At 44.6% G+C, this 23,868-nt stretch carries 21 protein-coding genes; 1 reads left to right on the top strand and 20 read right to left on the bottom strand.

The features are described 5' to 3' along the window. Positions 1 to 10 precede the first annotated feature (10 nt). Genes DFR63_RS02595 through DFR63_RS02585 form a run of 3 tightly spaced genes read right to left on the bottom strand, consistent with a single transcriptional unit; the run spans position 11 to position 1,846 of the window. Entirely contained in the window at positions 11 to 601 is a 591-nt protein-coding gene (locus tag DFR63_RS02595; protein WP_115884185.1) for an XTP/dITP diphosphatase, read from the bottom strand. Further along, positions 601 to 1,410 (bottom strand): glutamate racemase, encoded by an 810-nt coding sequence (gene murI, locus DFR63_RS02590; protein ID WP_115884184.1) that lies wholly within the window; start codon positions 1,408 to 1,410, stop codon positions 601 to 603. Before murI ends, DFR63_RS02595 begins: the two co-directional genes overlap by 1 nt. Continuing rightward, on the bottom strand, positions 1,403 to 1,846 hold the full coding sequence (locus tag DFR63_RS02585) for a MarR family winged helix-turn-helix transcriptional regulator (RefSeq protein ID WP_115884183.1): 444 nt from the start codon (positions 1,844 to 1,846) through the stop codon (positions 1,403 to 1,405). Before DFR63_RS02585 ends, murI begins: the two co-directional genes overlap by 8 nt. Positions 1,847 to 2,421: 575 nt before the next feature. Between DFR63_RS02585 and DFR63_RS02575 the strand changes: the two genes are divergently transcribed. Then, positions 2,422 to 2,832 (top strand): hypothetical protein, encoded by a 411-nt coding sequence (locus DFR63_RS02575; protein WP_162842261.1) that lies wholly within the window; start codon positions 2,422 to 2,424, stop codon positions 2,830 to 2,832. Between the two features lie 3 nt (positions 2,833 to 2,835). On the opposite strand, the gene sdhB is transcribed toward DFR63_RS02575, so the two are convergent. The 17 genes from sdhB to DFR63_RS02495 all read right to left on the bottom strand — a co-directional run bounded on the left by sdhB (position 2,836) and on the right by DFR63_RS02495 (position 23,507). Beyond that, positions 2,836 to 3,615: a succinate dehydrogenase iron-sulfur subunit gene (sdhB, locus tag DFR63_RS02570; RefSeq protein ID WP_115884180.1), complete on the bottom strand. Its 780-nt coding sequence runs from the start codon at positions 3,613 to 3,615 to the stop codon at positions 2,836 to 2,838. Positions 3,616 to 3,638: 23 nt separating this feature from the next. Beyond that, positions 3,639 to 5,390 (bottom strand): succinate dehydrogenase flavoprotein subunit, encoded by a 1,752-nt coding sequence (sdhA, locus tag DFR63_RS02565; protein WP_115884179.1) that lies wholly within the window; start codon positions 5,388 to 5,390, stop codon positions 3,639 to 3,641. Positions 5,391 to 5,404: 14 nt separating this feature from the next. Beyond that, positions 5,405 to 6,016, bottom strand: coding sequence for a succinate dehydrogenase cytochrome b558 subunit (locus tag DFR63_RS02560; protein WP_115884178.1), 612 nt, complete (start codon positions 6,014 to 6,016; stop codon positions 5,405 to 5,407). 113 nt (positions 6,017 to 6,129) lie between these two features. Further along, positions 6,130 to 7,905, bottom strand: a complete 1,776-nt coding sequence (uvrC, locus tag DFR63_RS02555) for an excinuclease ABC subunit UvrC (protein WP_115884177.1) — start codon at positions 7,903 to 7,905, stop codon at positions 6,130 to 6,132. 50 nt (positions 7,906 to 7,955) lie between these two features. Then, positions 7,956 to 8,270 (bottom strand): thioredoxin, encoded by a 315-nt coding sequence (trxA, locus tag DFR63_RS02550; protein ID WP_115884176.1) that lies wholly within the window; start codon positions 8,268 to 8,270, stop codon positions 7,956 to 7,958. Between the two features lie 177 nt (positions 8,271 to 8,447). Then, positions 8,448 to 10,775 (bottom strand): endonuclease MutS2, encoded by a 2,328-nt coding sequence (locus tag DFR63_RS02545; RefSeq protein WP_115884175.1) that lies wholly within the window; start codon positions 10,773 to 10,775, stop codon positions 8,448 to 8,450. Further along, entirely contained in the window at positions 10,768 to 12,480 is a 1,713-nt protein-coding gene (polX, locus tag DFR63_RS02540) for a DNA polymerase/3'-5' exonuclease PolX (RefSeq protein WP_115884174.1), read from the bottom strand. The genes DFR63_RS02545 and polX overlap by 8 nt, the downstream gene beginning before the upstream one ends. Positions 12,481 to 12,508: 28 nt before the next feature. After that, positions 12,509 to 13,042, bottom strand: a complete 534-nt coding sequence (locus tag DFR63_RS02535) for a CvpA family protein (protein WP_115884173.1) — start codon at positions 13,040 to 13,042, stop codon at positions 12,509 to 12,511. Between the two features lie 3 nt (positions 13,043 to 13,045). Then, entirely contained in the window at positions 13,046 to 13,309 is a 264-nt protein-coding gene (gene zapA / locus DFR63_RS02530) for a cell division protein ZapA (protein WP_115884172.1), read from the bottom strand. 216 nt (positions 13,310 to 13,525) lie between these two features. Further along, complete coding sequence (locus DFR63_RS11625) at positions 13,526 to 13,708, bottom strand: hypothetical protein (protein WP_147302193.1); 183 nt, start codon at positions 13,706 to 13,708, stop codon at positions 13,526 to 13,528. Between the two features lie 254 nt (positions 13,709 to 13,962). Continuing rightward, entirely contained in the window at positions 13,963 to 16,365 is a 2,403-nt protein-coding gene (pheT, locus tag DFR63_RS02525; protein WP_115884171.1) for a phenylalanine--tRNA ligase subunit beta, read from the bottom strand. Beyond that, a complete protein-coding gene (gene pheS / locus DFR63_RS02520; RefSeq protein WP_115884170.1) occupies positions 16,352 to 17,416 on the bottom strand; it encodes a phenylalanine--tRNA ligase subunit alpha in 1,065 nt (354 codons plus the stop codon). Before pheS ends, pheT begins: the two co-directional genes overlap by 14 nt. 299 nt (positions 17,417 to 17,715) lie before the next feature. Beyond that, positions 17,716 to 18,459, bottom strand: a complete 744-nt coding sequence (locus tag DFR63_RS02515; RefSeq protein ID WP_115884169.1) for a TrmH family RNA methyltransferase — start codon at positions 18,457 to 18,459, stop codon at positions 17,716 to 17,718. Beyond that, complete coding sequence (locus DFR63_RS02510; protein ID WP_115884168.1) at positions 18,453 to 19,529, bottom strand: M42 family metallopeptidase; 1,077 nt, start codon at positions 19,527 to 19,529, stop codon at positions 18,453 to 18,455. The genes DFR63_RS02515 and DFR63_RS02510 overlap by 7 nt, the downstream gene beginning before the upstream one ends. Before the next feature lie 114 nt (positions 19,530 to 19,643). Continuing rightward, a complete protein-coding gene (locus DFR63_RS02505) occupies positions 19,644 to 21,197 on the bottom strand; it encodes an alanine/glycine:cation symporter family protein (protein ID WP_115884167.1) in 1,554 nt (517 codons plus the stop codon). Between the two features lie 255 nt (positions 21,198 to 21,452). Continuing rightward, complete coding sequence (locus DFR63_RS02500; RefSeq protein WP_115884166.1) at positions 21,453 to 22,235, bottom strand: YhfC family intramembrane metalloprotease; 783 nt, start codon at positions 22,233 to 22,235, stop codon at positions 21,453 to 21,455. A 288-nt stretch (positions 22,236 to 22,523) separates the two neighbouring features. Continuing rightward, positions 22,524 to 23,507, bottom strand: a complete 984-nt coding sequence (locus DFR63_RS02495) for a nuclease-related domain-containing protein (RefSeq protein WP_115884165.1) — start codon at positions 23,505 to 23,507, stop codon at positions 22,524 to 22,526. Between the last annotated feature and the right edge of the window lie 361 nt (positions 23,508 to 23,868).

Genomic DNA, 23,868 nt, shown 5'->3' with positions numbered 1-23,868 from the left:
TAAATCCCCCCTATTTTTTTAACTTGTCAAATGCTTTCGTATCATTCATTAATTTTTCGAGTGCTTTCCCTCTATGACTGATTTCCCCTTTTTCTTCGGAAGTAATCTCGCCGAGGTAAATTCCTTTAAGCGTTTTAAACAGAGGATCGTAGCCGAAGCCTTTATCACCATGCGGTTCATGTAAAATTTCACCAGCTAAAGTGCCTTCATAAGTAAGCGTTTCTTCTCCCGGAATCGATAAAGCGAGCACACATGTGAAATATGCAGCTCTGTTGTCGATGCCTTCCAGCTCTTCGAGCAGTTTTTGATTGTTCTTTTCATCTGTCGCACCTTCGCCTGAATAGCGTGCAGAGTATACGCCCGGTCTGCCCTCGAGCGCTTCCACCGAAAGGCCCGAATCATCGCTCACGACCGGCAGGTTTAATGCTTCTTTAGCTGCTTCGGATTTTAAAATCGCGTTCTCTCTGAAAGTCGTACCGGTTTCTTCAACTTCAAATTCCGGTAATAATTCTTTGATACCGACAACTTCGAAACCTTCAAATATTGCTTTAAAGTCGTTAATTTTCCCCTGGTTTCCGCTTGCTATAACTATTTTTGTCATTAATAACTCTCCTGTAATAAAATATTTTCCATGCTGTAGTTTATATTCGGAATCCAGCTGTTCATTACCTTTTCAAAACGCTGGTTCTCTCCGTGGATAAAAATCTTATGGACCGGTGATTTGTTATCCGCTGTCAGCAGTTTCTTCTTATGCAGCTGCACCAGCGCAACCGACACGGTTTCAAATCCCGCATCGATAATATGCTTTTCTCCCTTAAAAAACTCATCGATATACTTTTCGATAATCGGGAAATGCGTACACCCGAGGATGACCGTATCCGCCTTAATCTCTTTGTAAGGCGCGAGTTTTTCGGCCACGGTCCGTCTTGTAATATCCGGATTTTCATAATCCAGGCTCTCGATCAGCGTCACAAATTCCGGACAGGCCAGTTTATGAATTTTTACATCCTGATCAAAACTTAAAATGCCCTGCTCGTAGGCGCCGGATTTTATCGTCCCTTCGGTCGCTAAAAGCAGGATTTCGTTATTATCGCTCTTTCTGAGCGCACCGAGGGAACCCGGATTGATTACCCCGTAAACCGGAATATCAATTTCATCGCGGAGCTCCGGCATCACTGCCGCCGTCGCCGTATTGCAGGCGATAATGATGGCTTTGACGCCTTTATTAATTAAAAACTCCACGGCCTCTGCCGTGTAGCGTTTAACATCTTCCTGACTTTTCGGCCCATACGGACAGTGCAGGCTGTCCGCAAAATAATACACTTCCTCGCTCGGCAGGGCATGAATAATTTCCTTCATTACCGTCAGTCCGCCGACCCCCGAATCCATAATGCCTATCGGTTTATTCATATGTTATTCTCTCGCTTTCCCTGAGAACATGCTCCAGTGCTGCAGGCAGTATTTTACGCTCTGCTTCATCCAGGTTCGCCGTAATCTTCGCAATATAATCGATTCGTTTATCGATGACCTGCTGGATAATCTCCCTGCCTTTTTCCTCCATGCTCACAAGCACAAGGCGTTTATCCTTATCGGAACGGTCACGCCTCACGTAATTGCCGCTCTCGAGTTTATCGACAATATCCGTCGTCGTCGAGTGCGCAAGGTACAGTCTCATCGCAAGTTCGCCGATGGTAATACCGTCCTTGTCGCCCACCCACTGCAGCGCCACAAACTGGAGCGGCGAAATATCATGATGTTTTAGAATTTCCCTGCCGTTCACCCGGACATGCGACGCGATGTAGCGCAACGATTTTTCAATTGATTTAGTCTCCTGCTCATCATACATAGTAGCCAGTCCCCTTAAACATCCTTTATAAATATAATAACGTAAATCGAAAGAAAAAAATAGGAAGATGGGCGGATGCGTTTGGTGCGGATGGTGAAAATGAATAAGAGCAGACGTCGCGGTCTGCTCTTTAATGAAACTTCTGCTTAAATTCTTCATCTAATTTGCGGCGGGTTCTGATTGACGTAACGGCGAAGAATATTAAGGCCGCTGCGGGAATTGTAATTATAAAATACAAGATATTTCCTATCGGATTGTTGAATAAGAAAGGTATCGAGATGATCAGCAGAGCCCCTGTTATGGACGTACCTATAATTGAGTAAGTTAATTTCATAATCATTGCGGCATCACGCCCTTAGTTTGGAATGAGGTGGTTCTTTATGAAAATAGTACCGCAAATTGGTGTAGAAATACAGGCGTATGGGGAGATTTCGCATTGGTTTGTCGATTTTTATCGATACTAATGCGTTTGGGGGTTAGAAATGCATTAGTGAGCTCGTTTTCCTTATAACTAATGCAGAAACGTGCAAGGTGACGACAAAAAAGATAACCTTGCTCATTACGAAGACAAAATTGTGCAAGGTGGCGACAAAAACGACGACCCTGCTCATTACGAGAGCAAAAACGTGCAAAGAGACGATAAAAACAATGACCTTGCTCATTACGAAGACGAAAACGTGCAAGGTGACGACAAAAATCATGTCCTTGCTCATTATGAGGGCAAAAACGTGCAAGGTGACGATAAAAACGATGACCTTGCTCATTATGAAGACGAAAACGTGCAAGGTGACGACAAAAATCATGTCCTTGCTCATTATGAGGGCAAAAACGTGCAAGGTGACGATAAAAACGATGATCTTGCTCATTATGAAGACGAAAACGTGCAAGGTGGCGATAAAAACAACGACCCTGCTCATCACAAGGGCAGAAACTCCGCAAACAAAAAAGACCCCCGCAACAGCGGGGGTCTCGCCTTACCAGTATAAATATTAGTTAACTTCGTGGTCACTTCCGAAGAATGATTTGAACATGTGGAATGTTGTTTCACGCTGCATTGATGCGATTGATGTCGTTAAAGGAATACCTTTTGGACATGCTTCGACACAGTTTTGAGCCATTCCGCATTCTGCGATGCCGCCTGTACCCATTAGTGCATCTAGTCTTTCGTTCTTAGTCATGCTGCCTGTCGGGTGAAGGTTGAACAGACGTACCTGTGAAATTGGTGCTGCGCCCATGAAATTAGATTTGCTGTTAACGTTCGGGCAAACTTCTAAACATACGCCGCAAGACATACATTTAGATAATTCATACGCGATCTGACGTTTTTTCTCAGGCATTCTAGGTCCTGGTCCAAGGTCGTATGTACCATCGATCGGCACCCAAGCCTGGACGCGTTTTAAGTTATCGAACATGAACGAACGGTCTACCTGCAGGTCTCTCACTATAGGGAAGGTGCTCATCGGTTCTAATTTAATCGGCTGCTCATACTGGTCAACGAGCGCAGTACATGACTGGCGCGCCGTACCGTTGATAACCATTGAACATGCGCCGCAGACTTCTTCAAGACAGCTCGCGTCCCATGTTACCGGTGTTGTTTTCTGACCTTTTGCGTTGACCGGATTTCTTTGAATTTCCATAAGTGCACTGATGATATTCATATTCGGACGGTATGGAATTTCGAACTCTTCCCAGTAACTGCTAGTTTCCGGATTTTCCTGGCGTTTGATACTTAGCTTTATTGTTTTTGTTTCAGTTGCTGTAGTACTCATTTTTATTTAGCCATCCCCTTCTACTAATGTTTAGTTGAATAGTCACGAATACGCGGCGGAATCAGGCTCACGTCAACGTCTTCGTATTCGAATCTCGGTGCTTCAGCCGGTCCTTCATAATGTGCTTTAGTTGTTTTCAGCCATTCTTCGTCGTTGCGGTCCGGGAATTCCGGTTTGAAGTGTGCACCGCGCGATTCGTTTCTGTTGTAAGCGCCGATAGTAATGACGCGCGCAAGGACAAGCATATTCCATAACTGGCGTGTAAAGAAGGCCGCCTGGTTACTCCATTTCTTAGTATCGTTAATGTTGATCTGTTTGTAGCGCTCCATTAACTCTAAGATTTTCTTGTCAGTTTCAAGCAATTTATCGTTATGACGAACTACTGTTACGTTAGCTGTCATGATTTCACCAAGTTCTCTGTGAATTACATAAGCATTTTCCGTACCGTCCATCGCAAGGATGTTGTCGAATTTCTCCTGCTCAGCCTGAGCGTGTCTCTCGTAAACCGACTCATCAAGATCCTGGTAGGAAGTCTCAAGTGTCTTCACGTATTCCATCGCTTTCGGTCCTGCAACCATACCGCCGTAAATTGCTGACAGCAGTGAGTTCGCACCTAAGCGGTTCCCGCCGTGCTGCGAGTAATCACATTCGCCCGCTGCAAACAGCCCTGGAATCGTTGTCATCTGATCGTAGTCCACGTACAGACCGCCCATCGAGTAGTGTACCGCCGGGAAGATCTTCATCGGTACTTTACGCGGGTCGTCGCCTGTAAATTTCTCGTAGATTTCAATAATTCCGCCGAGTTTTACATCGAGTTCATGTGCATCTTTATGTGATAAATCAAGATAAACCATGTTTTCGCCGTTAATGCCGAGTTTCTGGTTCACACACACGTCAAAGATTTCACGTGTTGCGATATCGCGAGGTACGAGGTTACCGTAGTCCGGATATTTTTCTTCGAGGAAGTACCATGGCTTGCCGTCTTTATAAGTCCAGACACGTCCGCCTTCTCCGCGTGCTGATTCACTCATCAGACGGAGTTTATCGTCTCCCGGGATTGCTGTCGGGTGAATCTGAATGAATTCACCGTTTGCGTACACTGCACCCTGCTGATAAACGATCGATGCCGCTGATCCTGTGTTGATCATCGAGTTCGTCGATTTACCAAAGATAATACCAGGGCCGCCTGTAGCCATAATCACAGCGTCAGCTTTAAAGGTTTTAATTTCACCGCTTGTAATTTCCTGAGCTGTAATACCGCGTGCTTTGCCTTCATCGTCCACGACAACACCGAGGAATTCCCATCCTTCGTACTTGTCGACCTGTCCTTTAACTTCAAAGCTTCTCACCTGCTCATCGAGCGCATACAGAAGCTGCTGGCCAGTTGTTGCACCTGCGTAAGCTGTACGGTGGTGAAGCGTTCCGCCGAAACGTCTGAAGTCAAGCAGACCTTCAGGCGTTCTGTTGAACATTACACCCATGCGGTCAAGAAGATGGATAATCTTCGGCGCTGCTTCCGTCATTGCCTTAACCGGAGGCTGGTTTGCTAAAAAGTCTCCGCCGTATACAGTATCGTCAAAGTGAATCAGCGGTGAGTCGCCTTCACCTTTCGTGTTTACTGCCCCGTTAATTCCGCCTTGTGCACACACCGAGTGTGAACGCTTAACCGGAACGATTGAAAATAGATCTATATTCGCACCAGATTCTGCTGCTTTGATCGTTGCCATCAAACCTGCGAGTCCCCCGCCGACAACGATTACTTTATTATCCGCCATTATTTACACTCCTTTTATACAAACGCAAAAATTGCCATTACTCCAATTGTAGAAATTGCTAAGAAAACTAAAACTGTAATGTAGCTCATAACCTGCTGTGATTTTTCGGACTGCGTAATACCCCATGTAATCATGAACGTCCATAAACCGTTTGCAAAATGGAATACCGTTGCAACCACACCGACAATCCAGAATACAAGCCAGAATGGATTTGCAACAATCTGTTCAACCATCTGGAAGTTTACTTCTTCACCTAAAAAGACTTGAATACGAGTCTGGTAAACGTGAACCGCGATGAAGATAAACGCCACAACACCGGAAATTCTTTGAAGCAGGAACATCCAGTTGCGGTATGTTCCGTATCTGCCCACATTATTTTTAGCAGTAAAAGCGATATAAATACCGTAGATACCGTGGAACAGAATTGGTAAGTAAATGATGAAAATTTCAAGCAGAATAACGAACGGCAGGTTACCCATAATACCTGCAGCGAAGTTAAATGCTTCTTCACTGTATGTAGCGGTAAAGTTAACAAGCAAGTGCTGGATTAAAAAGACTCCCAGCGGAATAACTCCGAGCAATGAATGTAATCTGCGAATGTAAAAACCTGAATCTTGATTCGACACAAAAGACCCCCCTAACTATTTGTCAACAAACTTTAACTCTTATTTTACCCGTAATAATTTTACAAATCAAGATACCGTTTAATCTTTTACACTTTTCTTTTACATTCGCAGCCTTATGCCTGTTCATTCAGTTTCTCAACTATATTTTCCGCTACATTTTTCGGAATTCCTATCTCTGTGAAGTCGCTCACATTCTTTTCTTTCATTCTTTTAATTGAACCGAATTTTGAAAGTAACTTTCGTTTCCGGGTCGGTCCGACCCCTTCGATATTATCCAGCTGGGACACAATTGACGTTTTCCGGCGCGTATTCCGGTGAAATGAAATTGCAAAGCGGTGTACTTCATCCTGAATCCGCTGGAGTAGATAGAAACTCTGCGAATTCTTTTTCATCGGGACAATTTCCGCCGGATCCCCGTAGAGCAGTTCCGCCGTCGAGTGTTTGTCATTTTTCGCAAGACCTGCCACCGGAATATCGAGCGACAGTTCGTTTAAGAGCACCCCTTTAACTGTATTCATATGGCCGACTCCCCCGTCGACGATAATCAGATCAGGAAGCGGCAGCCGTTCTTTTAAGACACGCGTGTAGCGGCGTCTGACCGCTTCAGCCATGGAGGCATAGTCATCCGGCCCTTTGACCGTTTTAATTTTATATTTGCGGTAGTCCTTCTTCGAAGGTTTCCCGTCGATAAAGGACACCATCACGCTGACCGGGTCCACGCCTTGAATATTTGAGTTGTCGAACGCTTCAATGCGGCGCGGTGTTTCGATATTCATAACGTCGCCGAGGGTCTCAATCGCTTTAATCGTCCGCTCTTCATCGCGCGCAATCATTTCGAATTTATTTTCGATGGCGATGCCGGCATTTTTAATCGCAAGATCCACCATTTCGCGTTTTGCCCCGCGCGCCGGTGCTTTCACTTTTGCCGGCAGCGCTTCGTCCAGCAGCGAGACGTTAAATTCTTTAGGAATATGCACTTCTTTTGGCATCAGATTCGAATTCAAATCGTAAAACTGTACGATAAATCTAAAGAACTCTTCCTCCGCTGAGTCATTCATCGGGAACATTTCCGCTTTTTTCTCTATTAATTTACCGCTTCTGATAAAGAGCACCGAGACCGACATCCATCCGTTATCCACTGAGTAGCCGAAACAGTCGCGCGCCGTCATATCGGCTGTCAGCATGTTCTGCTTCAGCATAGTATTTTCAATATGCCCCATCAGATCCCGGTATTCCTTCGCTTTCTCAAATTCAAGCTCTTCAGCAGCTGCCTGCATTTTTTCTTTCAGCTCTGCCATTACCCCGTCAGTTTCGCCGTTTAAAAAGTTTGTAATGCCGTCTATCATCTTCTGGTTTTGTTCGTCTGTAACGTTAAACACACAAGGTCCGAGACATTGGCCGATATGATAGTACAGACAGAGTTTATCCGGCATGACGTTGCATTTTCTGAGCGGATATATACGATCCAGCAGCTTTTTCGTTTCATGCGCGCTGTAAGCGTTCGGGTAAGGTCCGAAAAACTTGCCGGTTTTTGGTTTTACCGTCCGCGTGACGACCAGCTTAGGATGTTTTTCCTTCGTAATTTTAATGAAGGGATAGCTTTTATCATCTTTCAGCAGGATGTTGTATCTCGGCAGATGTTTTTTAATTAATGTATTTTCTAAGAGGAGCGATTCGACTTCCGACTGCGTAACGATAAAGTCGAAATCGACGATATCGGCCACGAGCCGCATCGTCTTCTCATCATGCGCGCCGGTGAAGTACGAACGCACCCTGTTCCGCAGGTTTTTCGCCTTGCCCACATAAATAATTTCACCGTCGCTGTTTTTCATTAAGTAGCAGCCGGGTTCAACGGGCAGGACTGATAATTTCAATTTAAGTTCAGACATGATTCATCCCTTCTTCATAAAAAAAGCCGCCTCAATGGCGGCTTTAAAATTTAAGCATGTTTTTCTATTAATGCAGCAAGTTGTTCTTTAGGCTGGAATCCAACTACTTTGTCAACAGGCTCGCCGTCTTTGAAAAGAATTAAAGTTGGAATACTCATCACTTCGTACTCGCTTGCTGTAGCTTGGTTTTCATCAACATTTAATTTAGCAATATTAGCTTTGCCTTCAACTTCAGGCGCTAATTCTTCAAGGATTGGAGCGATCATTTTACAAGGCCCGCACCATGGTGCCCAAAAGTCTACTAATGTAATTCCACTACCAATTTCTTCTTTAAATCCTGCGTCGTTCACTTCAATAATAGCCATCTAAAACTACCTCCATATTTGTAATGATTTCATTATACAACAATTCAATTTGTCACTCAACGGTATTGCTTAGGTAAAATATATCAGGTAAACAATGCCGCTTATAAACATTATCACACTGATAACAATAAGTACTTTCGCAAGTTTATACATATCAAAGTTATCCACCGGAATCACCTACTTCATTTCGACTATCGTCACGCCGAAGCCGCCTTCACTCGGCATGCCGCCCCGGAATGAAGCTACTTTCGGATGGCGTTTTAAATACTCCTGCACACCCTTTTGCAGGGCGCCGGTGCCTTTTCCGTGAATAATCTCGACATCTGCGTAGTTCGACAGAAGCACCTGGTCAAGATATTGCTCAAGACGAATTAAAGCATCTTCATAACGCTCGCCGCGAAGATCAAGCGTTCTTTTGACCTGGGTTTTATTCTGCCGGATTGTCACCGGTTTTTCAGCTTTTTTCGCTTTTCTTTTCTTCACTTCGGACTTGTCGAGCTTCATCTTAATAATACCCATCTGCACAGTGACTTCATCGCCGTTAAGGCCGATAATTTCACCTTTCTGCCCGTAAGTCAGCACATCAACTTCATCACCGGTCTGCAGGGTTTCTTCTTTTTCGTTGCGGATGTCTTTTTTAATATCACGCGCGTAATAGCTGTCGGATAATTCTTTTTTAGCCTTGATGAGTTCGTGTTCCTGAATGCTGTCCGCACCAAGCTCCTTCATCATTTCAAGCTCTTTAATAATTTCAGCCGCTTCAAGTTCCCGCTGTTTAACGATGCGGTTCGCTTCATCTTCAGCGTTCTTAATTAATTTATCTTTAAAGTTGGTAAACTGCTCATTTGATTCTTTCAGTTCCTTCTGCAGTTTTTCAGCTTCTCTCAGCAGCTCCTGTGTATCCTGCTCGTGCTCGCGCGCAAGTGTTGTGTGGCGCTCGAGTGCTGTAATCATTTCGTTGACTTCCATATTATCGCGGCCGGTGAGCTCCCGTGCCCGGTCGATAACACTGGTGCTAAGGCCGAGCTTCTCGGAAATTTCAAAAGCATTTGATTTACCCGGAATGCCCATTAATAATCTGTAGGTCGGGGATAAAGTGCTCACGTCGAACTCGACACTCGCATTGATAACATCTTCGCGCGTATAGCTGAACGATTTCAGCTGAGGATAATGTGTCGTTGAAATAATTTTCGCCTGTTTTTCGAGCAGGTATTCAATAATACTGATCGCAAGTGCAGCACCTTCTTCAGGGTCCGTCCCCGCACCGAGTTCATCCAGAATCACCAGCGAATCGCTGTCAACGCGCTTTAAAATATCAGCGATGTTTACCATGTGGCTTGAGAAAGTCGACAGCGACTGCTCAATCGACTGCTCGTCACCGATATCTGCATAGACATTTTTAAAGACTGAGATCTCAGAGCCGTCGCGGGCAGGAATCGGAATGCCGGCCTGCGCCATTAAGACGGATAAACCGACTGTTTTAATCGTTACTGTTTTACCGCCGGTATTCGGTCCGGTAATAATAACGGCTTTTGTTTCAGGTTCGACGACGATATCATTTTTCACGACCGTATCACTGTCGATTAGAGGATGGAAGGCACCGATTAAACGGATGCTTTCATCATCTGCAATCAGCGGTTTCGTCCCTTTAATATGCGCACCGTATTTCGCTTTCGCAAAGACGAAATCAATATGGTGCAGATTTATATTATGTTCATATAAATCATGCGCGACTGTGCTGACCTGTTCTGTCAGTTCGCTTAAAATACGTGTAATTTCTGCTTCTTCAGATTCTTTTAAGCGTGTAATATTATTCGTCATATCAACGATTGCTGACGGTTCGACGTAAATCGTCTGTCCGCTCTGTGACGAGTCGTGGATAATGCCTTTAAATTCGCTCCGGTAATCCACATTGACAGGGATCACGTAGCGGCCGTTCCGCATGGTGATAATACTGTCGGAGAGCTTGCGCTGATTTTTTCTGACGATATCGTTTAAGCGTTCGCGGATTTTCTGTTCTTCCGCGCCGATCTTTCTCCTGATACGGAGAAGTTCAGGTGATGCGTGGTCAAGGACGGTGACTTCATCGACAGTTTCCGTTATGCGCTTGTAGAGAAAATGAATGTCTTCAAGTTCTGCGATATACGGTTTAATATTCGGCAGAAAGATTTCATCTTCTTCAAAAGCGTTCACGAGACCTGCTAACATATGCTTTCTGTTTAAAAGCGATTTAATTTTATTAAAATCGCTCACGCCTAAAATGCTTCCGATTTCCGCCCGCTTGACGAAGGGTTTAATGTCGCTGATTCCCCCGAGTTCAACGTGGCGGTACCTGAGCATAGCCGAGGCATCATCAACCTCTTCTATATTTTTAACTACTGTTGCTAAGTCAGTTTCGACGATTGAAAAATTCAGTTTCTCTTTCGTCTTATCGCTGACTGCAAATGTTCTGACGGATTCGAGAATTTTATCGAATTCCAGTTTGGTGAATGTTTTGTCATTCATTTATATCACTCTGCTTACCTTTTTTAATAAATGCTTTAAATTCTTCTCTTGTGCATGTGTTCAATACCTGCGATTTTTTCACGAAGGCTTTCTGCAGCGCAGCCACGCCGTACTTCATAAAGTCGAAATGATCGGTATGGTGCGCATCGGTGTTGACTGTAAACATCACATCTCGGTTATGAATGACGTCCGAAGACAGATCAAGACGCTGCGGATTGGCATTAATTTCAAGCACCGTATTTGTCTTCTGTGCATAAAGAAACAAGTCGTCCATATTTACCGGATACCCGTCCCGCACACCGATTAACCGCCCCGTCGGATGAGCGATGTGCCGCACGTAAGGATTATCCATCGCCGTTTTCAGACGGTTCATAATTTGTTCTTCAGACTGCTGGAAACTCGAATGAATGGCGGCAATGACGTAATCCAGTTTTTGTAATATTTCGTCTGAATAGTCGAGTGTACCGTCGGCTAAAATATCCATTTCCGTACCGCTGTAAACGTCGATATCGTCATATTCCGCATCGATCTCCCTGATTTCTTTGAGCTGCTGAAGCAGACGTTCGTCGCTTAAGCCGTTGGCCACCCGCAGACTTTTCGAGTGATCAGTAATCACGATATATTCGTAGCCTTTTTGCCTTGCAGCCTCTACCATTTCCCTCACACTGCAGGCGCCGTCGCTGTATACGGTATGCATGTGCAGGTCGCCTTTAATATCTTCCGGTTTAACAATTTCTTTAATGCCGACATCGGTTTCCTTGCCCGTTTCCCGCATAGCCGGCGGAATATAAGGCAGGTCGAAGTGTTCGTAGAACTCTCTTTCCGTGTCGAAAGTTTTTACGCCCTCTTTTGTTTCAACGCCGTATTCGCTTATTTTTTCACCGCGCGCTTTTGCGATTTGGCGCATTTTTACGTTATGGTCTTTTGAACCTGTAAAATGCTGCAGCGTTGAAATATATTCTTCGCCGTTAACAAATCTGAAATCGACGTTAATCTGTTCGAAGTCGTGCTCGATTTCAATCGACAATTTCTTATCGCCCCGGGACACTACATCTGTTACGAAACTCTGATTAATCATAGTTTCTGTAAACAGTTCATAATCTTCCACTTTAACGATAAAGTCCAGATCTCTCGACGTTTCTTTTGTCCGGCGGCCGCTGCCTGTCATATCGTAGCGTTCGACGCCCGGAATCGTCTCGATAACGTCCGTAATTACTTTTTTAAATTTTAATATACGGGCAAGCGGATAGCGTTCAGGTCTGGTCAGTACCGATTCTATCGATTTTAAAATGTTCTCTTCCGTCTTTTTGCCGAAGCCTGAAAGCGCACTGACCTTTTTGGCTTCACAGGCCGCTTTTAAATCTTCCAGCGTGCTGATGCCGAGCTCATCGTGAATTTTCGCAATTTTTTTCGGCCCGAGCGTTGGGAGTTTCAGCATGCGGATCAGGCCGCTCGGCACTTTATCTTCTAATTCTTTTAAGACCGATGACTCGCCTGTTTGAACGAACTCCGTAATCACCTCGTTAGTTCCTTTGCCGATACCTTTCAGCGCGCTGAAATCAGGGATTTCCCCGAGGGTTCTCCCGTCAGCTTCTAAAGACGCCGCCGCCTTTCTGTAGGCGGAAACTTTAAAGGGATTCTCCAAGTTCAGTTCCATATATACTGCTATCTTTTCGAGCAGCCTGATTACATCTTTTTTATTCATGTCTACCTCCGAAAAAAGAGTCATATCTCTATGACTCTACTTGTATCCATTCTATTAATTTGTCTGATACTATAAATGTGTGTTCCATTATAAATGTGGCAATGCCCGAATCCGCCAGAGCTTCCTGCAGCGGCAGATAAGGAATCGTTGCAGCGAAAAACAGTATGACAACGATAAAGTACACCGCTTCGATGAGGCCGAGCACTGTACCGGTAATACTGGTCGTAAGTCCTCCGGTTGTGACCTGCTGGAAATAATCAAATCCGCTAACGATAATCTGAATCACTACTTTGCTGACGATAAAAATAATAAAGAAAGCAAACATATAATAGTAGGCATATTCAAAATTACCGACTTCGCTGAGCACCGGATTCGGATTCTCCTGGGCAGTGGACGGGTACGGCATGATTAAATAAAATCTGCTGCCGAGTGTTTCATAATTTAATGAAGCAATGACGATTGCCGATATTGTACCGAGCAGGTGCATAAACTGGAGCACTGCCCCGCGGCGGTAACCGGCAATCAGTCCGATTAAAAGTATAAGTAGAAGTATCAAAGTCATAAGCTAGTTCCCTTTTTTAAGCGCGCTGTGTTCTTTTTCCAGCGCCTCGTATTTTTCTTTTAACTTTATATAATCATCCATAATATTACAAGCCGTAAGCACCGCTTTTCTTGTCGTATCAAGCCCCGGACTCTTAGAAGCAATCGCCGTAATATTACTGTCGACAGCATCAGCCACCCGTCTCAGATGGTCCTCGTTCTCGCGGCCGACCAGCGTATAGTACTCATTGTATATTTTTACAGCAATGCGTGTTTTCTTTCCGCTCATATTACATTGCCCCCATCTCGATAAAATTTCTCACACATTTACCTATTTCAATAGTTTATTATACTTATCCCCTAATGTTAATACAAGGAATTAAAATGGTGCCGGGATTGGGTTTGCGGATGATTTTGATGATAGGTGCAGCTGATTTTTGGGAGTTCTCTCCATTTTAGTGGTTTTTCTTCTTCTTAGTCCTCCGTGCTGAGCAAGGCTGACGTTTTAGGAGTGTCCTTGCTCGTTTTCGTCTTCATTATGAGCAGGGTCATGGTTTTTATCGCTACCTTGCTCATTTTCGTCTTCATTATGAGCAGGGTCATGGTTTTTATCGCTACCTTGCTCGTTTTCATGCATTTGTGTAATCACAATTGACCAGATTAATGCAAAATCTACTTCAAAATGCATTAGTCACGATAAAAAGAATCTTACTAATGCGAAATAGCACTTAAAAAACATTAGTAAGAGCATAAATGACCAGACTAATGCATAATACAACTTGAAACGCATTAGTCAGTGCATTAAACAGCAGACTAATGCAAAACCGACCTCAAAACGCATTACCCAGCGCAAAATCTTCATCACTAATGCAAACTGCCCGGCAATTCACCATCCATCAAGCAAAAAAGCAGAGACAAATTTCGTCTCTGCTTCTCTTTATTTTATCCTCTTAATATATAGCCCGCTTCTTTTAAAGCTTCTTCTACAGGAGTGTGAAGTGCTTCGATATCTTTATCGGTGAGCGTTTTTTCCTTGTTTAAATATGTGAGGTGCAGGGCGACAGATTTTTTGCCGTCTGCGATATGCTCGCCTTCGTATACATCAAACGGATAAACGTCCGCTAAATATTTCGGCGCCGCAGTTTTAATTTTTCCGATAATCTCAGATACTTGCACGTCGCTTTCAACTTCCAGCGCAACGTCGCGTGACATCGACGGATATTTCGGCAGGAATTCATACAGTATGCTGCCTGTTTTAACGCGCAGTACTTCTGCGAGGTTAATTTCAAAAACTGCCGTCTGGCCGAGGTCATGATCTTCAGCGTACTGCGGGTGCAGTTCGCCTGCGAAGCCGATGACTTTATCGTCCAGATAGACTTCTGCCGTGCGGCCCGGGTGGAGTTCATCGTGTACAGATGACTGTTTGTAAGTTACGCGGTCAACGAGCCCGAGTTTTTTAAACAATGACTCCAGCACACCTTTTACCGTGTAGAAATCAGACGGTACCCTTGTGTTCATCCAGGCAGTCTTGTGCTGGTCTCCTGTGACGATACCTGCCAGCATTTCAATTTCATCTGGCAGCTGATCCTGTCCGTTCGTCTTAAAAATCTTGCCGATTTCAAACAGTGACACATTTTTCTGCTGGCGGTTGACGTTGTAAGTCGCGTTATCCACCAGGTGCGGCACAAGAGAAGTTCTAAGCACTGCGCGGTCTTCGCTCATCGGCATTAACAGTGCGAGTGAATCGGTCAGCGTCGTAAACTCGCCGATGCGCTTTTTGCTGGTGAGCGCGTAGTTAATTGCCTGTGAGAAGCCCTGCGCATTCAGCTGGCGTTTAATCACGCGGACTTCCTGCTGCTCATCTGACAAACGCCCCGGTGTAATGACCGAGTATTGAGGCAGTGTGGACGGAATATTATCGTAACCGAAAATACGCGCCACTTCCTCGGAAATATCTTCAGGAATTTTCAAATCGTCGCGGCGTGACGGAATCAGTACATCAATCGCACCGTCTTTCTCTTCTGCGCCGAGACCGAGTCTTTGCAGTATTCCGAGAATTTCAGCCACCGTCAGTTCCGTACCGAGACGGTTATTGATAAAGTCCGCAGATGTCTGAATCACACCCGGTTCCAAATCGAGCTGTCCTTCCGATGCAATTCCTTTAAGCGTCTTGCCGCCTGCATATTTTTCTAATAAATATGCTGCGCGGTTTACCGCCGGTAAAATAAATTCATGCGAGACGCCTTTTTCGAAACGCTGTGATGCTTCACTGCGAAGGTTCAGGCGGCTGCTCGCTTTGCGGATTTTAACCGGGTCGAATAAAGCCGACTCAATAACAACGTTCATTGTCTGCTCTGTCACTTCTGAATCCTGGCCGCCCATGACACCGGCGAGAGCGATTGGCACCTCGCCATTTGTAATGATGATATCTTCAGTATTCAGCGTGCGTTCCTTGCCGTCGAGCGTCGTGAACTTCTCGTTTTCACGTGCAAAACGCGTCACGATTTTATCAGAACCGATGCGGTCGCGGTCAAACATATGGAGCGGCTGGCCGTATTCCATTAACACGTAGTTCGAAATATCAACGACATTATTAATCGGACGGATACCCGCTTTAATTAAACGGATCTGCATCCATAACGGCGCAGGTTTAATTTCAACATCCCACACTTCACGAACTGCGTAAAACGGCACTGCTTCGGCATCTTCGTTTTCAACTGTCATTGTCACAATATCATCAGCTTCGGATACTGTCTCTTCCGGCACTTCAACTTCGCCGCCGAACAGGGCGCGTGTTTCGTATGCAGCCCCGATCATCGACAGTGCATCTTTACGGTTCGGTGTTAAGTCGAACTCAAGCACCTGGTCATCCAGATACAAAGCTCTAAGCGCATCTTCGCCAGGTGTCTGCTCTGACTTGAACATGAAGATGCCGCCCTGATATTCAGCCGGGACAAATTCTTCTTTTACACCAATCTCTTCTAATGAACAGATCATGCCTTCCGACACTTCGCCGCGGAGTTTGGCACGCTTAATTTTGATGCCGCCCGGCAGTCTGCCCCCGACTTTCGAGACGATAACGTAGCTGTCTTTCTGCACGTTTGGTGCACCGCAGACAATCTGCGTTGTTTCTTTGCCCGTGTCTACTTCGCACAAGTTGAGACGGTCCGCTTCAGGATGCGGTTTAACCGACTTCACATAGCCCACAACAAGTTTTTTGATATCTTTTGTGTAATCGATAAGGTCGTCCACTTCAATCCCGCCGCGCGTAATAGTTTCAGCAAGTTCATCTGTCGGCACTTTAACATCGATAAACGTCTCCAGCCACTCTCTAGATACTCTCATTTAATTCTCCTCCATCCTCTGTCGGAATAAACTGATCGATAAATCTTAAATCATTCGTGTATAAATGCCGGATATCTTCGATACCGTACTTCAGCATAGCTACGCGGTCCGGCCCCATTCCGAAAGCAAATCCGGAATACTCTTTTGAATCGAAGCCAGCCATTTCAAGTACGTTCGGATGCACCATGCCGGCACCGAGAATTTCTATCCAGCCTGTCTGTTTGCAGACGTTGCAGCCCGCGCCTTTACATTTAAAGCATGAAATATCCACTTCAACGCTCGGCTCTGTGAACGGGAAGTAGCTCGGACGGAGACGGACTTCTCTGTCTGCGCCGAAAATTTCTTTCGCAAATAACTCAAGCGTGCCTTTTAAGTCGCTGAGGTGAATATTTTTATCGACAACGAGGCCTTCAATTTGCGTAAACTGATGTGAATGCGTCGCGTCATCGCTGTCGCGGCGGTACACTTTTCCGGGACAGATAATTTTAACCGGGCCTTCGCCATTTTGCGCTTCAAGTGTGCGCGCCTGCACCGGTGACGTGTGCGTGCGGAGCAGAATCTCTTCAGAAATGTAAAAGCTGTCCTGCATATCGCGTGCCGGATGTGATTTCGGCAGATTCAGCGCTTCAAAGTTGTAGTAATCCTGCTCGACTTCGTAGCCCTCTTTAATTTCATAACCGAGGCCGATGAAGAAATCCTCGATGTCTTCTACAATCCGGTCGATCGGGTTCGAACCGCCAATTTCAAGCGTGCGGCCCGGCAGTGTCACGTCGATTGTTTCTTCTGCCAGTTTTTTCTCCATCGCCTGTTTTGACAGTTCAGTTTCAAGTTCGCTGATTTGCTTCTCAATGTGAGTCCGCAGCTCGTTTACTTTTTGACCGTAAGCCGGACGTTCTTCATTAGAAAGATTTTTCATCTCTTTCATTAATCCGGTTACTTTGCCTTTTTTACCTAAATATTCAACGCGTAGATCAGCGAGTGCTTTACTGTTATTGATTGTGCTTAATTTATCGTTAAATTCAAGCTGGGTTGTTTCCATCTCCTGTGTCATGCCCGTCACTCCTCATATTTAAAAATATTATTAAAAACATAAAAACCCCGTCCTAATAAAAGGACGGAGTTCCGTGGTACCACCTAATTTTCTGCAGCTGCAGACACTTATTGACGTCTATATGGTGACGCGGTCCCAAATACTTCATCAATCAGGTGAACACTGATTAAAACCATACATTAATTTTCAGCTGATATTAATGTTCTCTGTGACTGGTCTCGATAATCATTTATTCCTAACTTCAACCGAAGCAGCTTTATAATATTGTTACACTTATTATAGCTGAAATACAGTTAAAATCAAGATTTAAAATGATGCATCATAATCGCACCGGCAATCGCAACGTTTAAACTTTCACTGGATCCAGGCATAGCAATTTTCGCATTGATATCCATCAGATTGAGTGTTTCGTCTGTCAAACCCTGCCCTTCGTTGCCGAGCACAAGCATAAGATCACCGTCGGGCTTATTGAAGTCATCAATGTAGACCGCGTCATTGAGCGAGGTGCCGATTTTAATGCCTTTAAAAGTTTCAGCTGCTTCCGCTGCCGAGCGTTGTAAAATATTCAGATGGAAATGGCTGCCCTGGGCACTTCTTAATACTTTCGGATTATACGGATCCGCGCTCTCCGGTGTAATCAAGACTGTTTTAAAACCGAATGCATCCGCCGTGCGGATCAGCGTACCGAGATTACCCGGATCCTGGATATTTTCAAGCAGCAGCACACGGTTAAAATCGAGTTTGCCCGGCGATTTTTGATTCATCACAGCTGCGATGCCTGGCGGTGTTTCGAGTGTCGATAAAGATTTCATAACATCCGGTGAAACGTACAGCGTCTTAAATTTTTCAATATTTAAATCGTGCTTAAAACCGTCTTCGATAATAATCGTATCGACCGGCTGGTTATAATTAACCGCTTCTTCAACTAAGTGAACACCTTCGATTAAAAACTGGTCTGACTTTCTGCGCCCTTTTGCCGTATGGAGCTTACGGTAATTTTTAATGCGCGTGTTATCTTTTGAAGAAATAACTTCTTTTACCAAATAATTTCGTCCACCTTATCGTCGTTTAATGATTTGACTACTTCAGTTACGAGTTTCACCGCATTCTGGTAGTCTTCCTTATGCATAATAGACACGTTTGAATGCATGTAGCGCACCGGCACTCCAATAGCGAGTGACGGCACACCTTCGTTCGATACGTGGAAAGAACCTGCATCCGTGCCTCCGCCCGGAATCACTTGTAATTGTACAGGGATATCTTTATCTTTGGCAACTGCCAATACGTGTTTTCTGAACGGTACGTGGCCGATGTTCGAGCCGTCTAGGAGGAGAACCAGCGGACCCTTGCCGAGATCTCCTGTACCGTTTGATGATTTCATGCCCGGCGTATCCATAGCGAGACCGACATCCACTGCGATGGCAAGGTCCGGTTTCACTTTATTCGCCGCCACTTTCGCACCGCGGAGGCCGACTTCTTCCTGGACTGTCGCCCCGCTCACCAGGTTAATATTAATATCTTCTTTTTCAAGATTCTTCATTACATCGATTGATAAAGCGACACCGTAACGGTTATCCCATGCTTTAGCGAGCAGGTAATTTTTGTTGGTCATCTCTTCAAATTCCGAGGCCGGTGTCACCATATCACCGAGCTCAATGCCCGCTTCCAGCACTTCATCTTTTGAGGCAACACCGATATCGATAAACATATCTTTAATCTCAACAGGCTTTTTACGCTCTTCCGGTGACAGCACGTGCGGCGGTTTCGAACCGATTACGCCGGTGATGACCTTTCCTTCACCCGTTGTAATGTGCATGCGCTGCGACAGCATGACCTGATTCCACCAGCCGCCAATCGGCGTAAATTTGAGGAAGCCGCTGTCATCGATTTCAGTCACCATAAAGCCGATTTCATCCAGATGGCCGCCAATCAGAATCGTTTTACTGCCGTCTTTTGCATTTTTCTTTCCGTAAACGCCGCCTAAATTGTCTTCAATAATTTCATCGCTGAGCGGCTCGAGATAAGATTTAGCTTTCTGTTTGACTGCATGTTCAAACCCCGCAACACCGTTTACATCGGTTAAATCCTTTAACATTTCAAGCTGTTTATCCATTTAAAATTCCCCTTTTAAATTGTTGTTTCTTTAATTTTAGCATAAGTATTTCACGTTTCGAAATAATTTCACTGCATAAGAAAGCACTCCCGTTAAGAGAATGCTTCATAAAAATTAATTTCTGTCCGGATAAGAGTAGCCTTCTTCATCTCTTCTCGGGTATTCATCCACCCAGAAGTTATGATCTTTAAATTCCCCGCGCTCCGGTGTATAGACAATCTCGTCGATTTCTCCTTTTTTCTGCAGCTTGTACTGGCGTTCATAATCCTTGAACGCTTTAAGCGCCGGTTTTTGCAGAATGAGTATACCGATAACATTAATCCATGCCATCAGTCCTACACCGAGGTCACCCATCTGCCATGCAAGGTCAGCAGTTGACACTGTACCGTAAAAAGCAGAACCGATTAAAACGAGGCCGAGCACAATTTTCAGCCAAGGCATTCTTCCTCTCAGCATATAAACGAGGTTGGTTTCCGCTATATAGTAGTAAGCGAGCATGGTCGTATAGCAGAAGAACAACAGCGCGAATGCGATAAAGTACGAACCAAAACCGATAAAGCCTTCCTGGAACGAATCCATACCGTGGAAAGCGCTGTCGATGCTTGCCTGGGTAAATGTCACCGTACCGCTGACATCTTTTTCGCCGTCAGCGTTAGTCTGATAGACGCCGTTGTCGATAATTAAACCATCATTGCCGTCAGAAACGTTATACATGCCTGTCATTAAAATCATCAGTGCAGTTGCAGTACATACGAATAATGTATCGATGTACACTGAGAACGACTGAACCAGACCCTGTTTCGCCGGGTGGGATACTTCAGCAGCACCTGCTGCGTGAGCTCCCGTACCCTGACCAGCTTCGTTTGAATACAGTCCGCGTTTAACACCGATCATAATCATGGCACCAACCGTACCTGCAAACTGCTGTTCAAGACCGAAGGCACTTCTGAAGATTAAACCGATTAAAGCAGGTACATCTCCAATGTTCATAATTACAATGATAACCGCAACGATTATATAAGCAATCGCCATGAAAGGCACGACAGCTGTCGCTACGTTGGCGATTGAACGGATTCCTCCGAAAATTACCACCGCAAGAATGACTACGAGAAAGGCACCGATCATCCAGCCGTCAATCATCGGTAGTGCGTTTGTTGCAGAACTCGAAATCGAGTTGGACTGTATACCCGGAAGTAAGAGTCCGCACGCAAGTACAGTCACTACTGCAAACAGCAGGGCGTAATATTTACCAAACGTTCCACCGATCCCCTTTTCGATGTAGTAGGCTGGTCCCCCGCGGTACTGCCCATCCTCTTTCTGCTTGTAAATCTGTGCCAGTGTAGATTCTACAAAGGCGCTCCCCGCACCAAGGAAGGCGATGAGCCACATCCAGAAAATAGCGCCCGGCCCCCCGATAAAGATCGCAGTAGACACGCCGACGATATTACCCGTTCCGACACGGCCTGCAAGTGATACGGCAATTGCCTGGAAACTTGAAATTCCATCATTTGATTTGCCGCCTTTAAACATCAGACGGACCATGTCGACTATGTATCGCACCTGGAACAATCTCATGCGAATTGAGAAGTACAACCCTGTGACAACGAGGAGTATGACCAGTGCAGCACTCCAGACGATGTCGTTAAAAAACGTTACCACTGTCTCCATTTGAATGATTCCCCTTTGTTTTCTTTCTATAATAAGAAATTACCACTCAAATATAGTCTATTTACATTCCCTTGTCTATGCTTTTTTAAAATATTGTTACCGCTTACAATGCTGATATATCAGCATTGTGTCTTTAAAGCCTTGGTATATAAAGGATAGCGGAATTTAAAAACCTTATCCATTTAATGGATAAGGTTGAATAATCTGAATATTAATCTTTAATTTAACGATAAACACCGTACGACGATTTTTATCTTACAAGGAATAAACATTTTCTCTGTAATCTTTGACTAATTTTGCTGCGATGACGGTTGTCACTGCGGTCATAATGATCAGACCTGCATACATTAAGTAGATATTAGTAAGCAGACCCGCCTGCATCATAGCTGCTGTTGTGTTAGCAAGAGCATGAAGAATAATCGCGAGCGGATACAGCCACCACTTCCCTTTCATCATGACTGCACAGAAAACGATCACCGACAAACCGATATGAAGCGTCATGGCGAGAATTCTTTCTCCAATCGTGACGAGATACATATACCAGGGGCCGCTCTGGATTAAATCTTCCGGTGCAGCGGGCAAGGCGCTGAGCGCTTCCGAACCTGAATTAATGAGGACAGCAAGCACTATCCCGTTAAGCATGCCGAGGCCGACCACTGCCACCGCTTCGATACCGCCGTGCCCTATCCCGTATGAAACAGCGCTGTCGATATCTTTGTAATGTCTCTTCGTAATTAAGAAGGCGAGCAGCCGGCCGGTTTCTTCGAATATGCCTGCTGCGAATATGCCATACAGTACGTAGAGCCACGGCGCTGCTGATAATAATTCGATAGTGCCGTCCGCTGACGGACTGAGGACGATATAATGCATAATCTGTTCGAGAATTAATGCGAAGACTATAAATATACCGATACCGAGGATAAAAGGCAGCCATCTGATTTTAAACTTTTTTCTAAGTATAAACATAAAAATAAAAGGCAATAAGACTGCTGCGACCGCTGTCGCAGCCATCATCATAATTTCCGACTGCGGAATCATTATAAACACGCTCCTTTATAAATATTGTAGCGATAAAAGAGGAGCGGAACAATGATGGATTCGGGATGATATTTTGGCCGGGTCTCATGGATGCAGCAGTTGCGGCATGCTAGGTACTTTACTGTGCCATTGTCACAACCACAATGGCGCGCTGGATGCTCTACTGTGCCATTGTCACAACCACAATGGCGCGCTGGATGCTCTACTGTGCCATTGTCATAACCACAGTGGCGCGCTGGATGCTCTACTGTGCCATTATCATAATTACAATGGCGCGCCATATCAGTATTATTCATATTTTAAATTATAATCTTTATATCTCCATAAACGATTACTATTTACATATGCATCTTCAAAATTTTGATATTTAAAATCATAATACGTAAAAGCACCGTTCCAAGTCCGTTCACAGTATATATTTAACATACGAAGTACTGTTCGCGGACTTACTTTGTAGTCGATAAACTCCACGAACCGCTTTTTAGTCAGCTTCTCATTTAAAAACAAAGCTTTATAATCACTAATCGCCCGGATGATATGGGTTTCCTTGGTTTCTTTCGAGCCGCATGACTCACAGACCAAATGATATTTTCGATTTTCCAATTCAAATCCGCCGCAGCTGCCGCAGTATAAGCCTTTACGCAGCACATCGAAATCGGCACATTTATCGAAATATGGATTGGGAACAATATGCCCGCGGATCAGCTCTGCAATCTCCTCGGCCACACGCCCGGCATACAAATTTTTAAACTGCAGCAAGTAATTCCGAAGCCCCGACCGCAGCACCACATTCTCCCAAAGCTCTTCGTCGTTCGTCTGCAGGCGGAACTCAATATTCGGAAACACTATCTTCCCAGTAATATCAAACTGGCCTCTCACCTGATACCGCAGCTTCACGAGTTTTCCAACCGCCCGGCGGAGCTGCGCAAGCGCATCTTCCGACACTTGAGAATCCCGAATATACCACTTCCCTCTGTCATAACAATAAAGACCCGAATAGTTTTTAATTTCATTAACGACTATCCCGTCATCACTGACAACGAGACAATCGTATTGTGCAACACTTCCCCCAATCCGCAAGTAAATATCCCGAAACACGAATACAGAACTATGGCCCGTCTCGTCAAACACCCGGTCGTATTCATATTCTCCACGATAACCTTTTTCAAGCACCGCTAAATTTTTCTCCTCTTTCGCCGGCAGTGCCGTACGTCTTTTCAAGGCGCGGTAGTATGCTAATTCCTTTCCTGGAAATCTTTCAGTCACAATCATAATCTTCCTCCTCAGGATAAAATACTTCTTATCCTATATATAGGGAAAATCGCTGATTTATTTTTTTATCGTACAAGTTATTTTATTTACTTATACAAACAAAATAATCTTACATAACATCCCAAAAGAAAAAACACCTAAAAAACACTTCCCGAAACTTTCGAGAAGTGCAATAAACATTGATATAACAGCGTTATTAACATTTTGAGAACTGTGGAGAACGACTAGCCTTTTTAAGACCTAGTTTGAGATAGATTAACTTAATCTATCTTTTAAAATCGTTTATTTTCAATTCTATCCTGTATTTTTAAATTATACCTTTCAATACAATTCAATTAAAAATAAGTTAGTCGTCCCATTA

This window comes from Jeotgalicoccus halotolerans (assembly GCF_003387165.1).
Lineage (GTDB): Bacteria > Bacillota > Bacilli > Staphylococcales > Salinicoccaceae > Jeotgalicoccus > Jeotgalicoccus halotolerans.
The sequence above is the reverse complement of the archived record's forward strand: the minus strand, read 5'-3'. Positions and strand labels throughout refer to the sequence as shown.

What these genes read in the sequence shown, in the direction of transcription:
- DFR63_RS02535 (WP_115884173.1), bottom strand. Translation starts at nt 13,042, where the DNA reads ATGACTTTGATACTTCTACTTATACTTTTAATCGGACTGATTGCCGGT.
- trxA (WP_115884176.1), bottom strand. Translation starts at nt 8,270, where the DNA reads ATGGCTATTATTGAAGTGAACGACGCAGGATTTAAAGAAGAAATTGGT.
- DFR63_RS02545 (WP_115884175.1), bottom strand. Translation starts at nt 10,775, where the DNA reads ATGAATGACAAAACATTCACCAAACTGGAATTCGATAAAATTCTCGAA.
- sdhA (WP_115884179.1), bottom strand. Translation starts at nt 5,390, where the DNA reads ATGGCGGATAATAAAGTAATCGTTGTCGGCGGGGGACTCGCAGGTTTG.
- DFR63_RS02495 (WP_115884165.1), bottom strand. Translation starts at nt 23,507, where the DNA reads ATGATTGTGACTGAAAGATTTCCAGGAAAGGAATTAGCATACTACCGC.
- pheS (WP_115884170.1), bottom strand. Translation starts at nt 17,416, where the DNA reads ATGACACAGGAGATGGAAACAACCCAGCTTGAATTTAACGATAAATTA.
- DFR63_RS02510 (WP_115884168.1), bottom strand. Translation starts at nt 19,529, where the DNA reads ATGGATAAACAGCTTGAAATGTTAAAGGATTTAACCGATGTAAACGGT.
- DFR63_RS02585 (WP_115884183.1), bottom strand. Translation starts at nt 1,846, where the DNA reads ATGTATGATGAGCAGGAGACTAAATCAATTGAAAAATCGTTGCGCTAC.
- pheT (WP_115884171.1), bottom strand. Translation starts at nt 16,365, where the DNA reads ATGAGAGTATCTAGAGAGTGGCTGGAGACGTTTATCGATGTTAAAGTG.
- murI (WP_115884184.1), bottom strand. Translation starts at nt 1,410, where the DNA reads ATGAATAAACCGATAGGCATTATGGATTCGGGGGTCGGCGGACTGACG.
- DFR63_RS02595 (WP_115884185.1), bottom strand. Translation starts at nt 601, where the DNA reads ATGACAAAAATAGTTATAGCAAGCGGAAACCAGGGGAAAATTAACGAC.
- polX (WP_115884174.1), bottom strand. Translation starts at nt 12,480, where the DNA reads ATGAATAAAAAAGATGTAATCAGGCTGCTCGAAAAGATAGCAGTATAT.
- DFR63_RS02500 (WP_115884166.1), bottom strand. Translation starts at nt 22,235, where the DNA reads ATGATTCCGCAGTCGGAAATTATGATGATGGCTGCGACAGCGGTCGCA.
- DFR63_RS02505 (WP_115884167.1), bottom strand. Translation starts at nt 21,197, where the DNA reads ATGGAGACAGTGGTAACGTTTTTTAACGACATCGTCTGGAGTGCTGCA.
- sdhB (WP_115884180.1), bottom strand. Translation starts at nt 3,615, where the DNA reads ATGAGTACTACAGCAACTGAAACAAAAACAATAAAGCTAAGTATCAAA.
- uvrC (WP_115884177.1), bottom strand. Translation starts at nt 7,905, where the DNA reads ATGTCTGAACTTAAATTGAAATTATCAGTCCTGCCCGTTGAACCCGGC.
- DFR63_RS11625 (WP_147302193.1), bottom strand. Translation starts at nt 13,708, where the DNA reads ATGCATTTTGAAGTAGATTTTGCATTAATCTGGTCAATTGTGATTACA.
- zapA (WP_115884172.1), bottom strand. Translation starts at nt 13,309, where the DNA reads ATGAGCGGAAAGAAAACACGCATTGCTGTAAAAATATACAATGAGTAC.